Annotated in this window: 19 protein-coding genes; 9 read left to right on the plus strand and 10 right to left on the minus strand. The window is 39.0% G+C overall.

Annotated elements, in window-relative coordinates:
* Positions 1-261 precede the first annotated feature (261 nt).
* The 4 genes from tpx to CBG49_RS13940 all read right to left on the minus strand — a co-directional run bounded on the left by tpx (position 262) and on the right by CBG49_RS13940 (position 4,862).
* Entirely contained in the window at positions 262-762 is a 501-nt protein-coding gene (gene tpx / locus CBG49_RS13925) for a thiol peroxidase (protein ID WP_088594951.1), read from the minus strand.
* A gap of 266 nt (positions 763-1,028) precedes the next feature.
* Positions 1,029-2,723 (minus strand): single-stranded-DNA-specific exonuclease RecJ, encoded by a 1,695-nt coding sequence (gene recJ, locus CBG49_RS13930; protein WP_088594952.1) that lies wholly within the window; start codon positions 2,721-2,723, stop codon positions 1,029-1,031.
* A gap of 35 nt (positions 2,724-2,758) precedes the next feature.
* Positions 2,759-3,934, minus strand: coding sequence for a leucine-rich repeat domain-containing protein (locus tag CBG49_RS13935; RefSeq protein ID WP_088594953.1), 1,176 nt, complete (start codon positions 3,932-3,934; stop codon positions 2,759-2,761).
* A gap of 64 nt (positions 3,935-3,998) precedes the next feature.
* A complete protein-coding gene (locus CBG49_RS13940; protein ID WP_088594954.1) occupies positions 3,999-4,862 on the minus strand; it encodes a sigma-70 family RNA polymerase sigma factor in 864 nt (287 codons plus the stop codon).
* A 102-nt stretch (positions 4,863-4,964) separates the two neighbouring features.
* On the opposite strand from CBG49_RS13940, the gene CBG49_RS13945 reads away from it, so the two are divergent.
* Positions 4,965-5,960: a glycosyltransferase family 2 protein gene (locus CBG49_RS13945; RefSeq protein ID WP_088594955.1), complete on the plus strand. Its 996-nt coding sequence runs from the start codon at positions 4,965-4,967 to the stop codon at positions 5,958-5,960.
* Positions 5,961-6,078: 118 nt separating this feature from the next.
* Here CBG49_RS13945 and CBG49_RS13950 read toward each other — a convergent pair whose 3' ends face one another.
* The 6 genes from CBG49_RS13950 to pncB form a co-directional block, all read right to left on the minus strand.
* Positions 6,079-6,474: a PepSY-like domain-containing protein gene (locus CBG49_RS13950; RefSeq protein WP_088594956.1), complete on the minus strand. Its 396-nt coding sequence runs from the start codon at positions 6,472-6,474 to the stop codon at positions 6,079-6,081.
* A complete protein-coding gene (locus CBG49_RS13955; protein ID WP_088594957.1) occupies positions 6,474-6,917 on the minus strand; it encodes a PepSY-like domain-containing protein in 444 nt (147 codons plus the stop codon). Before CBG49_RS13955 ends, CBG49_RS13950 begins: the two co-directional genes overlap by 1 nt.
* 42 nt (positions 6,918-6,959) lie before the next feature.
* A complete protein-coding gene (locus tag CBG49_RS13960) occupies positions 6,960-7,640 on the minus strand; it encodes an ABC transporter ATP-binding protein (RefSeq protein ID WP_088594958.1) in 681 nt (226 codons plus the stop codon).
* Entirely contained in the window at positions 7,641-8,186 is a 546-nt protein-coding gene (locus tag CBG49_RS13965; RefSeq protein WP_009750773.1) for a Smr/MutS family protein, read from the minus strand. It lies immediately after the preceding gene.
* Between the two features lie 36 nt (positions 8,187-8,222).
* The gene (locus CBG49_RS13970; protein ID WP_009750772.1) at positions 8,223-8,423 is read right to left on the minus strand and encodes a hypothetical protein; all 201 of its coding nucleotides are present in this window, start codon (positions 8,421-8,423) and stop codon (positions 8,223-8,225) included.
* 69 nt (positions 8,424-8,492) lie between these two features.
* Positions 8,493-9,665: a nicotinate phosphoribosyltransferase gene (pncB, locus tag CBG49_RS13975; RefSeq protein WP_088594959.1), complete on the minus strand. Its 1,173-nt coding sequence runs from the start codon at positions 9,663-9,665 to the stop codon at positions 8,493-8,495.
* A gap of 224 nt (positions 9,666-9,889) precedes the next feature.
* Between pncB and CBG49_RS13980 the strand changes: the two genes are divergently transcribed.
* The 8 genes from CBG49_RS13980 to CBG49_RS14015 all read left to right on the plus strand — a co-directional run bounded on the left by CBG49_RS13980 (position 9,890) and on the right by CBG49_RS14015 (position 16,682).
* Complete coding sequence (locus CBG49_RS13980) at positions 9,890-12,370, plus strand: SLBB domain-containing protein (protein WP_088594960.1); 2,481 nt, start codon at positions 9,890-9,892, stop codon at positions 12,368-12,370.
* Positions 12,371-12,500: 130 nt separating this feature from the next.
* On the plus strand, positions 12,501-13,517 hold the full coding sequence (locus CBG49_RS13985) for a GNVR domain-containing protein (protein WP_088595343.1): 1,017 nt from the start codon (positions 12,501-12,503) through the stop codon (positions 13,515-13,517).
* Between the two features lie 20 nt (positions 13,518-13,537).
* Complete coding sequence (locus CBG49_RS13990) at positions 13,538-14,164, plus strand: HAD family hydrolase (protein ID WP_088594961.1); 627 nt, start codon at positions 13,538-13,540, stop codon at positions 14,162-14,164.
* Positions 14,161-14,559, plus strand: a complete 399-nt coding sequence (locus tag CBG49_RS13995) for a pyruvate carboxyltransferase (protein ID WP_088594962.1) — start codon at positions 14,161-14,163, stop codon at positions 14,557-14,559. The genes CBG49_RS13990 and CBG49_RS13995 overlap by 4 nt, the downstream gene beginning before the upstream one ends.
* 504 nt (positions 14,560-15,063) lie before the next feature.
* Positions 15,064-15,339 carry a hypothetical protein gene (locus CBG49_RS14000; RefSeq protein WP_088594963.1) on the plus strand — a complete coding sequence of 92 codons (276 nt, stop codon included), beginning with the start codon at positions 15,064-15,066 and terminating at the stop codon, positions 15,337-15,339.
* A gap of 111 nt (positions 15,340-15,450) precedes the next feature.
* Positions 15,451-15,975, plus strand: a complete 525-nt coding sequence (locus CBG49_RS14005; protein ID WP_088594964.1) for a hypothetical protein — start codon at positions 15,451-15,453, stop codon at positions 15,973-15,975.
* Between the two features lie 7 nt (positions 15,976-15,982).
* The gene (locus CBG49_RS14010; RefSeq protein ID WP_088594965.1) at positions 15,983-16,228 is read left to right on the plus strand and encodes a hypothetical protein; all 246 of its coding nucleotides are present in this window, start codon (positions 15,983-15,985) and stop codon (positions 16,226-16,228) included.
* Positions 16,229-16,244: 16 nt separating this feature from the next.
* Positions 16,245-16,682, plus strand: a complete 438-nt coding sequence (locus CBG49_RS14015) for a hypothetical protein (RefSeq protein ID WP_088594966.1) — start codon at positions 16,245-16,247, stop codon at positions 16,680-16,682.
* The last annotated feature ends 4 nt before the right edge of the window (positions 16,683-16,686 follow it).

Here is a 16,686-nt window from a genome sequence, read left to right on the forward strand (position 1 = left end):
AAAGATAAGAATAATTTGGCGATTGGGCAATAAAAAAGGAAACAAGCTGTGATTTGACGATAGAGAAGGTGTCCAAAAAGTTTTTATTGAGGGGGCGTTTGCAGCACATACCCAGCTATCGCTGGCTTTCCTACATAATATACTCTAAAAGTAATTGATTATCAAACTTATAAACTTTGTCAAAGTTTTGGGACTTTGACAAAGTTTATGATGCAAAAGCATTTTTGAGACTTTTCGGATAGCCTTTTTGTGACACAATTATTAATTGTTAATTGCTTGAAGTGCTTTAGCGTAGTTAGGCTCGTTAGTAGTTTCGGCTACTTGCTCGGTATATACTACTTTGCCTTGTTCGTCGAGCACTACTATACAACGAGATAGCAATCCTTTTAGCGGACTATCGGTAAAAACAATAGGATAATGAGCTGCAAAATCACCGCGGAAATCGGAGAGCATTGTAAGATTATCAATACCTTCGGCTGCACAGAAACGTGTGAGCGCAAAAGGCAAATCTTTTGATATACAAAGAATTGCTACGTTGTTGAGCTTTGAAGTCTCGACGTGAAATTTACGCACTGAAGCAGCACATACACCTGTATCTACACTGGGAAAAATGTTTAGGATTACTTTTTTACCTCTGAAATCAGAGAGTTTTACTTCAGCTAAATCGTTTTTAACAGCTGAAAATTCAGGGGCTACAACGCCCACTTTTGGAAGTTCGCCAGCAGTGTGTGCAGGCTGATCGTGAAATGTAATGTTTGCCATTTTTTTAGTTATTATTTAGTTGTTAGTCGTTAGAATAGCTACAAAAATAATACCAAAATATATTAATTAGCAAATTAGGAAATTTGGAAATTAGCAAAATGTTTTAAATCTCCCACAAAGCCAGCGAGTTGGCGCAGCTGGGTATGTGAAACACGAATTTTCACCTGACGGTGAATTATTTTGTGAATATATTATGTTACAAAACTGTAAATCAATGTTTTGTTATATCGAACTGACGTTAATTAGGAAATTTGGAAATTAGCAAATTATTTTATGTCTCTGACTTGTAACTGCAAACTTAGCTTGCCATTCCACAGGTTTTCTTCTACTGAATAGACAATGCTAAAAGGTTTGCCTGAGGTGATGAGAGGGAGTTTATGTCCTAAACTAAAACCTACAGCATCGAAATACGGGGCACTGCCCACTTCGCGCAAACAGAGTTTTAAGTGCTCGTTATTCTTGCCAATGTGCTTTGCAAAACCTGTATCGACTACATTTTCGGCATAGAATAGCGGTGGCAGGTTGCAAGGACCGAAAGGTTCGAACTGTTTGAGGACATTATAGAATTTTTGAGTGAGTTTGCTCAAAGGAAGTGCGGTATCTATAGAGAGTTTTGGGGTGCGCAATTCAGGGTCGATGGTTTGTTTAACCACAGTTTCAAACGCCTCTTTGAAGAGTGGATATTGCTCGGGGAGGAGCGTGAGTCCAGCCGCGTATTTATGTCCACCGAACTGTTCTAAATGTTCGCTGCACTGCTCCAAAGCCTCATAGATATCAAAGCCTTGTACTGAGCGCGCTGAGGCGGCATACTTATCGCCACTCTTGGTAAAGACTATCGTGGGGCGGTAGTAATGTTCGATAAGGCGGGAAGCGACAATGCCTATCACCCCTTTGTGCCATTCTTCATTCAGCACTACCGAGGTATAGCGATTTTGCTCGCCATTGCGCTCTATTTGGTCAAGTGCTTCGGCGGCGATACTGCTATCTAATTCCTTGCGGTGGGTGTTGAGTTCGTCAATTTCTTGGGCTTTGAGTAGCGCTTTTTCAGCATTGGGTTCAGTAAGGAGCGCTACTGCATATTTGCCGTGCTCTATACGTCCGGCGGCATTGATACGCGGGGCAGCCTTGAACACTACATCGCTTACCGTAATAGCCCCTTGATGTTCACCAAAGAGCGCTTTTACTCCTGCTGAGGGCTGTTCATTAATCACTTCTAAACCGAAGTACATTAGCGTGCGATTTTCACCGTCCATTGGCACAATATCGGCAGCAGTGGCGACGGCGACTAAATCTAAAAGAGGCATCAGTTCACTGAACGGGCGTTGCAAATACTCGTGATATGCTTGCGCCAATTTAAAGCCTAAACCACAGCCACAGAGTTCTTTATACGGATAAGGGCAATCAGCTTGTTGAGGGTCGAGTACTGCCACGGCATCGGGCACTTGGTTTGACGGGCGGTGGTGGTCGGCAATGATACAATCAATCCCTTTTTCTTTGGCATATTGCACTTTATCAATAGCTTTGATACCACAATCCAAAGCAATGATAAGGGTACAAGCTTGCGCCTCGGCATAGTCAATCCCTTGAAAAGAAATGCCATACCCCTCGGTATAACGGTTGGGTACATAAGTAAACAGTTTATCAGTGAAAGTGCTGAGATAGCGTTCCATTAGAGAGACCGCACTAGTGCCATCGACATCGTAATCGCCATAAATAAGGATAGTTTCATTATTTTTTAAGGCTTGGTCTAAACGAGCAACAGCTTCTTTCATTCCTTTCATCAGGAAAGGATTATGCAATTGAGATAGGGTAGGGCGGAAGAAGTCTTTAGCCTGCTGAAAAGTGGTTATGCCTCGTTGGGCTAAGAGTATTGCCAAAGGCTCGCTGATGTTGAGCTCTTGTTGTAGCTGTATTACAGTGGCTTGCGGTGGCAGGGGTTTAAAGTTCCAAGTATAGTTCATTTTATTTAAGTAAGAGATAAGAGGTAAGAAAAGGGTTACTCTAATTCTTTTTCTTTATAAATAACTTTCCATCCTTTTTGTTTCAATAATTTTTCATCTTCTTTAGAAAAACGGACAAATTGTTCATCTTGTTTCAGATAGGCATCATCTAAAAGTGATACACGAATCCTTGACTCCGGTGGAGTGTATTCATGCAAAAGAATAACATTCTTTACTTTGTCTCTGTTTTCTACTAAATCGTAGTGAGTAGGTTCTTTTTTTTCTTTAGAACGAGTAACTATTGGCAATTGTGCCACCAAATGAGTAAGAGCTTCACTTTTAAAAGAGTTGTGCTCTATACAAAGACGTGTAATTTTATTTTTCTTTGCGAAAATAAGCGTTGTAAGATAATTGCTTTCACAATCTAAATCTATTAAGTCCCCGTTCTGTTGTATATCTATTGATTTCAAGCTATTTTTAGAACATTCCAATCTATTTAAAACTGAATTATGACTTAAATCTAAATAGCTAAGCTGATTATAATTACAATACAATTCCTCTAAATTTTTATTTTTGCTAACATCTAATTTAGAGAGCTGGTTTATATTGCACCTCAAAATTTTTAGTGCAGGTAAATTACTCAAATCTAACTGTTTTAGCTTATTATCTATACAATTAAGTTCTGTGAGTTTAGGAAATTTTTGTAATTTGAGTTCTGTTAATTCATTACTATGGATATTTAAAGTCTCAAGAAGAGGGTTATTTGTAATTAACTTTCTAATACCATTAGAATAAAGATTACAATGAACAAGATTAGGCAATTTAGAAATATCAAGCTCTTTCAAAGCGGTTATGTTTATAGATAACTCTTTTAAAGTGCTACAATGACTCAGATCTATTCTGTTGATATGAGAATTATTTCCTATTTCTAATATAGTAAGTTCTCCATAAATTCTATATTCTTTTTGTAGATTTTCTTTTTCTATATTCACTTCAGGAGAATGAAACTTATAAGCTAATTCTCCCTCATCATATTTTTGATTATTATTGAGATCTATCCATACTCTTGAATCATTATTGAATTCCAAATTGAAAGAAATATAATCATCAACTACTTTATTTGTATCCAAATAAATAGTTACATAAGAATCCGTCCCATAGAGTTGTGCTTGAAGAATTGATGTTTTAAAACCTAAACAAGCTAGGAAAAAACATAAAAGTATTTTGTTCATAGATTCAATTTGTTTATTTGCTAATGAGCCGATTTGCTAATTAACAAATCGGCTCATTGATAAATTATCCTAAGTATGTTTTTAGAATTTTACTGCGTGAAGTGTGTTTGAGGCGACGAATGGCTTTTTCTTTGATTTGACGTACGCGCTCACGGGTGAGATCAAAAGTTTCACCTATTTCCTCAAGGGTCATAGCGTGCTGGTCGCCCAAACCAAAGTACAAACGCACTACATCGGCTTCACGTGGGGTGAGTGTTTCGAGTGCGCGCTCAATTTCGGTACGCAAAGAGTCTAAAATAAGCGACTTATCGGGGTTAGGCGATTCGTTACTGCGAATCACGTCGTAAAGATTAGAATCTTCTCCTTCAACCAAAGGCGCATCCATAGAGATATGACGCCCTGCATTTTTCATTGATTCTTTTACATCGTTTACGGACATATCTAACTCACGTGCAATTTCTTCGGCGGAAGGTACACGCTCGTTCGCCTGCTCGAGGTAAGCGTACATCTTGTTGATTTTATTGATAGAACCAATTTTGTTGAGCGGTAAGCGCACAATACGCGATTGCTCGGCTAAGGCCTGCAAAATAGACTGACGAATCCACCATACGGCATAAGAAATAAACTTAAACCCACGAGTTTCGTCGAATCGCTGTGCGGCTTTAATGAGCCCTAAATTTCCTTCGTTGATAAGGTCGGGAAGAGTAAGACCTTGGTTTTGGTATTGTTTAGCTACCGATACTACGAAGCGCAAATTTGCTTTGGTTAGTTTTTCTAAAGCAGCTACATCGCCTGCTTTGATACGTTGTGCTAATTCTACCTCTTCATCGGCAGTGATCAAATCTACACGCCCAATCTCTTGTAAGTACTTATCAAGAGACGCGGTTTCACGGTTGGTTACCTGTTTGGTAATTTTTAGTTGTCTCATTCAGAAAAAATCCTTAATTTTGTCGATTCTTATACGCCCTATTATACGTATAGCTTTACACAGATGTTACAAAACCTTTGAATTTTAACATTATATTAACAGATGAAGTACAGTTTTATCATCCCTATATACAACCGTCCAGACGAGTTAGATGAACTACTAAATAGCCTTGTATCACAAACTTACGAAGATACTTTTGAGGTAGTAGTGATTGAAGACGGTTCTACTATTCCTTCAAAAGAAGTATGCGAGAAATACAAAAATGATTTATCAATCACCTATCTTCCTAAACCTAACACAGGCCCTGGTGACTCTCGCAATTACGGGATGCAACACGCTCAACACGATTATTTTCTGATTTTAGATTCCGATTGTATTTTGCCTCCTCACTATTTAGAAGCTGTAGACGATTATCTGCAAACTCATTATGTAGATTGCTTTGGGGGCTCGGATACCGCTACTGATGATTTTACTGATATACAGAAGGCTATCAACTACACTATGACGTCCTTGCTCACTACTGGGGGGATTCGCGGTAGCCAAAAGCGCATTCAACGATTTGAACCTCGTAGTTTTAATATGGGATTATCGCGTAAAGCTTTTGAGGCGACAGGTGGTTTTGGGAAAATACACCCTGGTGAAGACCCCGATTTAGTGATACGCCTCTGGGAACAAGGTTTTGACACTGCCTTTATCCCTACTGCTTTTGTGTTCCACAAACGCCGTATTTCGTGGGTAAAATTTCGCACTCAAGTAAGTAAATTTGGACAGACACGGGCTATCCTCAACCATTGGCATCCAGAGTCACGCAAACTTACTTTTTGGCTACCTACCTGCTTTGCCTTAGGGCTTTGTGGGGCGTTATTACTACTTGTTTGGGGGTATATAGCCCCGCTACTCATATATGTATGTTATTTTATCCTTATAGGTTGGGATAGCACCCGTGAAAACCGCAGTGTAAAAATAGGGCTACTCTCGGTTTGGGCGCTTTTGGTGCAGTTTTTTAGCTATGGCTGGGGCTTTCTCAAGGCTACTCTTAAAATTGCTTTTTCTAAAAAACCGATGGAACAGTTGTTTCCACACTTATTTTTCAATTAGGTGCGAGTGCGAGCCGCACAGGCAATTAGAGACTTTGGCAAAGTGTAGCAACATAACAATATGATATTCAATAAAAAAAGACCTCTTTGCGGAGGTCTTTTTATTTGTAGTAAAGTTATTAATAATTCCCGATGGGATCGCCGTTGTGATTGAAAAACAAATCGGTGTGAGAGCCTATAAGGTCTACTTTATAACCTATATTGGTTTTTCTAATTCCTTCGATGATATAACCCTGCTGGGTAACGTAATCGGCTATTTTTTTAGGGAAGAAGGTAGTAGGGATACTATTACCGTTTTCTCCTTCTACTTTTAGCCAGTCGCCATTAGCAGTAAACTCCAGCTCGGTGCGGTCTTTAAGTTCTACTGAATAGCCATTGATATCATCTTCTCTTTCTACTTCTCTGATAGAAGTATGAGGAAAGTGAATGCTGATAAAGTCACGAGCAGGCTGTGGCAATCGTGCGCACGAACTGAGTGCAAAGGCTGCAAAAGCAGCAAAAAGGAGTTGTTTCATTAGTCGTCTATTCTTAAAAATTGTCCTTTAGTATTAAACTCTAAATCAAGCCCGTTAGCGAGTTCTATCTCATAGCCATAGCGTTTCTTTTGGATTTTGTAGATATCTGTTTGAGGGTAAGTTTTCTTTACGTACTGAGCGATACCATTAGGAATAAGTTTTTCAGGTACAGCCAGAGTGCGCGTTTTTACTTCTTCCCAGTCGCCATTGGCATAGAATTCAATTTCGCTACCATCGTTGAAATACACTTTGTAATCTTGGTCGTGGATATCGTCGTCTCTCCATACCGAAGCGATTTCTTCTATTTTAAAGTATTGTTTCACAAAAGCTTGAGCCTTAGCAGGCAATTGTTCAAAGGTGATAGGAATATCCTTAGCCGATACGTTTTGTACTGCCACTACTGTCAATAAAAAAGTGGCGATCATTGATACTAATTTTTTCATTGTTTTAATCTGTTTTTAAGTTTAACGCTGCAAAGATAAGACCTAATTTGGGAAAGAATCTGGAATAATTATACGACCGTCTACCATTACGAGTTTTCTATCTGCCATAGTAGCCAATTCTTCGTTATGGGTAACAATTACAAATGTTTGTCGGAACTCATTGCGCAGTTGGAAGAAGAGTTGGTGCAGTTTTTCAGCACTTTCGGAATCGAGGTTGCCACTGGGTTCATCGGCAAATACTACTGAAGGGTAGTTCACCAAGGCACGTGCTACCGACACTCGCTGTTGTTCCCCTCCTGAAAGGGCATTGGGCTTATGGTCGGCACGCGAGGTGAGATGCAAAAAGTCTAATAACTCCATTGCACGCTTTTCAGCTTCTTTTTTGCCTATTCCTCTAATGAGTGCAGGAATACAAATATTTTCCAAGGCAGTGAACTCGGGCAACAACTGATGAAATTGGAAGATAAACCCGATATGTTCATTGCGGAATTTTGCCAAGGCTTTGGAGGATAACGACAATATATCTGTGCCATTAATTACCAACGATGATGGTTTATTGGCATCGGGGCTGTCTAAAGTACCTAAAATGTGTAACAAGGTGGTTTTCCCAGCTCCTGAAGCTCCTACTATCGATACAATTTCGCCTTTGGCAACATTCACCGATACGCCTTTAAGCACTTCTAAATCTTTATATGTTTTATGAATATTGGTAGCTTGAATCATTTATTTTGCATTTTGATAGATATATACTTCGGTAGCGCCTACACCGTATTTGGCGTATTCGGCATCGTAGAAAGTAACATTGGAGTAACGCCCCAAAAGGAATTCTAACTCGGTACGCAATACCCCCTCTCCCACGCCGTGAATGAACACTACCCGCTGGATGCGCTGTGCAATAGCAAACTCTAACTGCCGGCGAGCGGTTTCGAGTTGTAGGGTAAGCATATCGTAATTGGTCATATTTCTTGTAGAATCAACCAATTGCTCGATGTGCAAATCTACCTCCATTGGAGGGATGTTGCGCTCTTTTTTAGTGAGGGGCGATTTGTTCTTTCGCTTGCTCACTACATCTTTGCGCAAACTCTCTTCATCTATATTTGTGAAAGCTCCTTTTAGAGGTGCATCTTCTTCAATAACTATTATTTCCTCAGGACGAAAAGTGAGCTCAAAGCCTTCAGTAGTAAGCACTGTTACCTGCTGAGGCGTAAGGCGCACTATATGTCCTTTGATGGTATCGTCTAATACTTCTATGTAATCTCCTATGTTCACTGTGTTAATTTGCTAATTTGCTAATTTGGCAATTTGCTAATTATCTTCTGGGTTTCTTATTTTCGTTGCTGGGTCTTGAAAATCTTCCTCGTTTTTAGAGGGTAGGTTACGCGAAATGCGGTAAATACCTATCATCAATAGGCTTATACCGCCAATGAGTAACGCTTGGTCGTATTTGGGGAACAGATAACGCGACAGTGCTACCAATACCCCTAAAATCATTAGTATGTAATTCATTTTTTTATCAGGTTTTAGGTTTCAGGCATCAGGTGTCAGCCTAAAAACCTGACTCCTGACCCCTAAAACCTATTTAATTGCTAATATTCCTTTTGCGAGTTCAATCATTCTTGGGTCGCCGGTGTGCTTATTAGGCTCATCGGAGAGTTTTACAGTAGGCACCCACTCGTTGTCGCTGGTGAGTACTTCGGTGAGCTTCATCACTATGTTCATCGGGCGCAAACCTACATCATTAGTAAGGTCGGTACCTATACCAAATGAAATACCTATTTTTCCTTTACAAGCCTCAGTAATAGCTTGTACTTTTTGAGGGTTAAGTCCGTCGGAGAAAATAATGTATTTAGAGAGTGGGTCTATCCCCATTTTCTTGTAGTGAGCAATCGTTTTTTCAGCAAAAACTATAGGGTCACCACTGTCGTGACGCACACCGTCGAACAACTTGCTAAATTTCTTGTCGAACTGCTTGAAAAACACATCAGTAGTATAGGTATCGGAGAGGGCTACCCCAAGGTCACCGCGGTACACATCTACCCAGTGTTCCAAGGATAGTGCATTAGCCATTTTGTAACTATACTCGGCTGCGTGGAACATAAACCACTCGTGAGCGTGAGTACCTATGGGTTTTACCTTGTATTTCATCGCAAAATGCACATTGCTGGAACCTATAAAGGTTTGGTTATAACCGTCCATTAAGGTATGCATCACGATGTCGTGTACGTGATACGAATGGCGACGACGGGTGCCAAACTCAGCAAATACAACGCCTAATTCTTTGTATAACAATTCTTTTTCACGGGTGTTAGCAATCACCTGCTCATCTGTCCAAGCCGTCGCTTTGGTAAGTTTGTAGAAAAGTTCGCTAATTACCGAAAGCAGAGGTACTTCCCAAAGAATCGTGCGATACCAATACCCCTCAACAGTTACCTGCAAGTCGGTGCCGTGTTGTTCGATATGCACTTCAGAAGGGTCATAGCGATAGCCTTCCAAAAAGTCTAAATACAACGGACTCAAATAAGGGCAGTTGTCTTTCAAAAACTGTTTTTCGGCTTTAGTGAGTTTCAGTTTTGCCATATTGTTCACCTCTTCGCGCATAGCATCGGCAAAGCCTTCGGGGAACTCGTGTTTGCCGCGGTTGATAAAGGTGTAACGCGCTTTGTTTTTAGGGAATAACTGCACTACGCCACATTGCATAGTGAATTTGTAGAAATCGTTGTCTAATAATGAATTTAAGATTGCAGACATATATTTTCAATTAACAATTAATATTTAACAAAAGCAACTGTTTATCAATGAATGAAAACAACCCCATTTTGTTGAAAATGTTTTATTTTGGGCAAAGATATGATTTTTTTTTTAATTAGAATGAATTGTTAGGAATATAATAGGCTAAACAGAAAAAAATACTAATTCACTCATTGGCTAATTAACAAATTATTCGTAATTTTGCCCCCAAAACAGATTTTAGAATGTCGAGACTTAAATTACTTCTTTTATTTTTATTTATAACAACCGCCCCCGTAATAGGTCAAATAGGTAATAATCAGCAATATAACAATGTTGATATCACCACTGTAAACATCGATAATCTCACCGATGGACAAATCAAAACCTATTGGGATCGCGCTCAAGCACAAGGATATACCTTAGACCAATTTCTCGCTTTAGCACGTTCACGCGGTATGCAAGAAACGCAAGTGATGAAATTGCGCCAGCGCATTATGCAACTCGACAACTATTCTGGCACTCAAAAATCTAATGCGAAAAACAAGAACACCAATGACAAAATGCGCCGTCCTGCGGAGGGTGATGACATCTTTGGTTATACCGGTAGAGAGAAAAAAGATTCCCTCAACCGCAAACAGAAAAAAGACTCTATCTTTGGGATGAGTTTCTTCAAAAATCCCAAAATTTCCTTTACTCCTAACCTGAATATGCCTACCCCCGAAAACTACCAAGTAGGGCCTGGCGACGAACTACTTGTGGAAGTGTGGGGAGCTACCGAGGGTTCTTTCAAACAAAAAGTAGATGCTGAGGGTAATATTTTTCTCAATGGTGTGGGACGCATACACGTATCAGGACTTTCGTTCAGTGAGGTAAAAGCAAAGATAAATTCGTATCTAAAACGCATCTATTCAGGCATTTCAGCCCCCGATGGCAGTTATGCTAAAATCTACACGGGCGTAACTATCACCCAAGTGCGCACCGTAAAAGTAAATATCATTGGCGAGGTAGTAGTGCCTGGCACTTATTCACTTAGCTCACTTTCTACCGTACTCAACGCTTTATACGCCTGCGGAGGCCCCTCAGAAAGCGGTTCATTTCGCGATATCAACGTATTTAGAGGAGGCAAGAAAGTTGCTACTTTCGATGTGTATAACTTCCTGATTAACGGTTCGGAAAAAGGTAATATCGGCTTGCAAGACCAAGACGTAATCATCGTATCACCCTACAAAAACCGCGTGTGGGTAGAGGGCAAAGTAAAACGCAAAGGACTGTACGAAATGCTCGACAATGAAACTCTTGCTAACCTTGTTACTTTCTTTGGAGGTTTTACTTCCGATGCTTTTACCAATACTCTTGTGTTAGAACGCATTAAAGATGCTAAACGCGAAGTACAAGAAATTGCCTTTAGCGAAATTGGCAAGATGAAAATGCAAAATGGCGACCGACTAAAAGTGCATTCTATCACCAATGAATACCGCAATCGCTTGAGTATAGGGGGAGCCGTTTATCAACCTGGTACTTATGAGTTTAAAGAAGGAATGACCGCTCACGACTTACTCGAAAGAGCCAATGGTGTGAAAAAAGATGCTTCTCTCAATCGCGGACTCATCTTCCGCACCGAAAACCGCGTAGATTACCAAACGCTTAGCTTTTCAGTTAAAGACCTCATCGAGAAGAAAAACGACATCCCTTTGAAGGATAACGACAGCATTCATATTTTCTACAAAGATTCTCTCCAATACAAACGTTTTGTAAAAGTAGAAGGCGCTGTAAATTCTCCTAAAGAATTACCTTTTATGGAGAATATGAAAGTGGAAGATGTGATTGCCTTGGCGGGTGGTCTCTCTAATGGTGCCGACCCCTCGACTATTGAAGTGTTTAGAGAAATAAACGACGGTAGCTTCCAGAGACTCAGTACAGCTTTCAAAGTATCGTCTAACAATGAGCTTTTACCTGAAGAAGGTACCAATACACTCACCCTGCAACCTAACGACATTGTTTCGGTACGTTATATCAAAGGTTTTACCCCTCTGCAAACAGTCTCAGTAATGGGAGAGGTTGTCTACCCTGGGGTTTATAGCATCCAAAGCAAGAACGATCGCATTTCCGACCTATTAGAGCGTGTGGGAGGCTTTACTCCTTTTGCCTATAAAGAAGGAGCTACTTTGATTCGCAAAAAAACTGATGAGGGCGAAATTCAGCAAGAAGATTTTCTAAAAGAATTAGTTGAGTTAGAAAGCAATAGTAGTGAAACTGCTAAATCACTGAAAAAAGCCAGCAAAAAAACTTCGGAATACCGTATAGGGATAGATATCAATAAAATTTTGAAAAAGAAACACAGCAAGCACGACCTAATCCTCAGTGATGGTGACGTACTGCTCATTCCTTCTGAAAAACAAACTATTGAAGTACGCGGTGAGGTGTTAGCCCCTTCATTGGTGCGTTACCAAAAAGGACTTTCCTTGATAGATTACATCGATAGAGCTGGAGGTTTTGGCAATCAAGCTAAAAAGCGCGCTATCTATGTGCTTTACGCCAATGGCGATGTGCGTGCTACTCGCAATTCTCTTTTCTTTAGAAACTATCCTAAATTGGAACCCGGTGCTATCATTATCGTACCATCTAAACCCGAACGCCAACGCCTTAGCACTGGCGAAAGTATAGGTATTATCTCGGCAATTACCACTATGGGAGTGCTTATTTACAACGTACTAAAAAATTAGAACTATGGCAATTAACGAAAATCAAGAAATAAGAACTTCAGAAGATGTTACCAATCATTTAGAGGAAAATAAATTGATTCCTGTAGTCAACTCTGTAGAAGAAGAAACGGCAGAGGACGAAATAGATTTGATGCAGCTTATCCGCAAGGTATGGGGTGCTCGCAAATCAATTTTGCTATTTACCTTGCTCTTCTTTGTTATAGGGGTTCTCATTGCCTTATTCTCGGCTAAAGAATACACCGCTACCACCATTATGGTGCCGCAAACTACTGATAACAAATCAACTGGTGGATTGGGAGGATTGGCAGCAATGGCAGGTATCAGTTTGGGAGGAGGCTCCGAAACACTCCCGCTCACTACCTACGCTAAAATCATTGAAAGCGTACCTTTTAAACAGAAATTAGCACAGACTAAACTCACTTTTTCTAACATCCCTAAACCAGTAACTTACGAAGAATATTGTAAGAACTACACTAAACCCAGTCTGTTGGGGCGCGTAATGGGTATTTTTAGTTTTTCTAAAGGTACTCCTGCTCCCGCTCCTGCAGCCCAAGACAGTACAGATATTACCCGACTCACCGACCAAGAGAGAGGAATTCTCAACAGTATCGACAGCCGTATCAAATTGGATATGAGTGAAAAAGACGGTTATTTCACCCTCTCGTTTGTGATGGGAGAAGCACTCCCTGCCGCTCAAATGCTCGAAAGTGCCCAAAAAGTACTGCAGGAAACTGTAACCAATTTTAAATTACAAAAAGCCAAAGAAGAATTCGACTTTGTACAAAAACGCTTTGTAGAAGCCGAAAAAGACTTTAAAAACAAACAATACGCTGTGGCAGGTTTCCAAGACCGCAACCGCGACCTCTTTAGCAACCTTCCTCAAACTCGTTTGCAACAACTACAAGCAGAGTACAATTTGGCTTTCAACGTATATACAGAACTTGCTAAACAGCTGGAAGCCAAACGCATCAAGATGAAAGAAGACCAGCCTATCTTTGCTGTTATCGAGCCCGTGAGCATACCAAACTCTCCCTCTAAACCCAAACGAATGATGATTATCGCTATCTGGACGTTCTTAGGAGTACTCGTAGGTATTGGTAATGTATTCCTTAAAGACTTTAGACGACAACTCAAATCTAATTCCTAATTTCTAATTTCTAATTCCTAATGAATTACATTATCTTTGATATGGACGGGGTGCTATTAGACAGTGAACCAATGCACCAAGAGATTATTTATGAGACTTTTCAGTTGAAAGGTATTCCGTTTGACAAGGCGTATATACAAACTCTCACGGGAATGTCGGCTTTTCCGATGTGGGAAAAGGTAAAACGCGATGCCCAGCGAACAGAAAGTGTAGAGGAGCTAATGCAGTTTCACCGCAATTACTTTTTTAAACGATTACCCGAAGTGAAAGTTCCCTTAGTCCCTCACGTAAAAGAAGTGTTAGAGAAATTTAAGAATGAAGGAAAGCACTTATCATTAGCTTCCTCTTCCGGACGCAAACTCATCGATATTTTTACTCAACAAACAAATATAGCACACTATTTTGAAGTAATGATGAGCGGAGATGATGTGCAATACAGTAAGCCCAACCCTGAGATATTCCTAAAGGTAGCCCAATGGTACCACTTGCCAGCAACACAATTTACAGTGATAGAAGACAGTACCAATGGCGTGAAAGCTGCCAAAAGTGCTAATATGCAGTGTGTGGGCTTCCAGAATCTCCTTTCAGGCGGACAAGATTTAAGTCAAGCTGACCTACTTATCCATTCAATGCAAGAATTGTTATGACAAACAGTAACATACAACTCATAGAATGTGTAACGATAGCCAATGAGGATTATTTGCAATCTTTATTATCAGTAGGTTACTATGCTCTTGCTCTCGAAGCCAGCCTCCTCTCCTTAACCAAAGATTTAGATTTTTCAAATACCCAAACTAAAATACTGCTTTTAGACGACGAACTACCTGCTATTGAAAAACAAGGTATTACTATTAGCAGTTTGGCTACTGCCTACCAAGCTGGCACTACGCGTTTTTACAGTGCTATCAAAGGTTATGGCGGCTATCTTCCTACTGAAAAACTCCTCACTTTCTTCCAAGCCCAACACCTCTCTACGGGTATGAACCTGCTCGCTTTTGAGAGTGCTTATAATGAAGCGTTACAAATATTTTCTTCTCTCTGACGCTATTTGGCAGTTTCACTCCCTATCTTTGCCCCGCGAAACAGAATTAACAATCTTTTTTAATAAAAAATTAACAAAACATTTGGTATTTGTAAAAATAGTGTTACCTTTGCGCCTAAAATTACACACTTAATAAAAACATATAGGAACAAAAAACACATAACTACAATGATATTACGACCTTGACTCTCGTCATTCGTAACTTGTCATTCTATTTATAATTACAAAACCGCGTTTCGCTTAACATTTTCTGCATACTCGAGAATACGACCAATTTTTTCAAAATGCTAAAGGAAAATGGAGTGGAAATGCCTGCGTTCTAAGCGTGGGCATTCCTTTTGCTTTTAGCATAGCCTTTGGTCGGGCTTCGAGTATCAGCAAAGAGGAATGTACTGCGCTTTTTTTGTATCCTTAAGAGAAATATTTTATTATACTGTCGCTTTTTGGCGGGGTGAGGGTGTAATTTTGCAACGTGAAATAACAAACATTTTAAACTTACATTATATGTCAATAACAGATGGATACAAACAACAAATAGCCAATTGTAGAGCTAGAATTATCACATTGCGTACACAGATTCAAAAGATTAAAGAGGAGAAAAAAAGAAGAATGGAAGCCTTATCTAAGGCTGTAAAAACAGCTTCAACTCCTATGTCTAAGGAAAGTTATCGCAAGTCAAAAGTTATGGAAGCAGCTAACTACGACAAAAGAATAGAAGCTGTAAAGCGAAATATAGAATCTATAAAAAGCACTATAGAACAGTATAAAAAGAAATTGTAATTCTTTTCTTACACTGTCGCTTTTTGGCAGAATGAAGATTTAATTTTGCCGCGAGAAATAAAAAATAAAATCAATAACCAGCTGTATAAAACAGCATAAATCTATATTTATATGTTAAACAAATATCTTTTGTTAGGGCTTGAAAATATATGGAAAACAGCCAGTTTACTAATTATAATTCTTGCCATACCAACAACTATCATCCTTGCCATTTTAGGACTTCTTAATGGTAATTCTTTTTTCGTGTTAGTTATAGGAATTCTTATTCCAATTGTTCCAAGTTGGATATTACAAAATGGTTTAGTTGAGCAGTTTAGTAATATCAAAGATATAGGAATTTTTATTATCCCTATCATAGGAATGTTTATACTATCTTCATATATTGAAGGAATATACTTAGCTTTAGCATGGATAACTTTTTTTGTGGTATGTACACTTGCTTTTATTGCTGTTCGTTACATATATATGAATTTTGACAAATTAGTTTCTCGTCAAATGCTATATAGAAATAGCGAAGTAGCAATGCTTGATACTAAGTGGAGGTATGTTTTTAATAGATATTCCTACATTGTTCTCGCAACTATTTACACAATAACTGTAATAGTAGTTTATATCCTTCTAAGCACTAAACAATAATTATAATATGGCAAAAAAAATTCAAGGTGTAAGACTTTCAGACATTGTAAACAGGAATCAACAAAGAGCTTCTGTACCAAACAATTCTCAGCATCAAAATTGCTCTCAACCCCAAAACAATCAATCATCAAATGATGATGACTGTGCCGATTGCAATGGTTGTGGACAAGCTATTTCAAATGGATGTGTTGGTTGTGGATTTTTGATTATAATTATTGCAGTTATAATCTACTTCGTATTCTTTAGAAAATAATTAAAACTATAAACAAATGAAAGACTTCATTTTTAAAAAATTGTTAGGAAAATCAGGAGACTTTTTTAGTGGGGATAACTTAAAAAAAGTAACTACTATAATGTCTCAATTTTCTAACATTGAGCAAATAGCTAATCAAGCTATTGGAGAAATTAGTACTTTATCTCAAAAAATTAAGGATAATACTGAAATTCCTTGTGAGATGATTACTACAGAAAAATTGGATAAAGATGTTTTAAAACAAATTATCCGAGAAGAGAAAGAGGCTGTGTACTTAGCCCTTCTAAATCAAGGAAGAAACAAGAAAGATGATTTAGAAATCTTTCTTCAGTACCTAAATGCTGAAAAACAAGCCTTAAACTTTAATAAGGTAATGTGTATTCGCTGCCAAATGATTGCAGAAGATTTGAAAGAAGCATTTGGAGACAAGAGCTTATTAATCGTTAAATTGTAAAACT

The organism is Capnocytophaga endodontalis (assembly GCF_002209445.1).
Classification (GTDB): domain Bacteria; phylum Bacteroidota; class Bacteroidia; order Flavobacteriales; family Flavobacteriaceae; genus Capnocytophaga; species Capnocytophaga periodontitidis.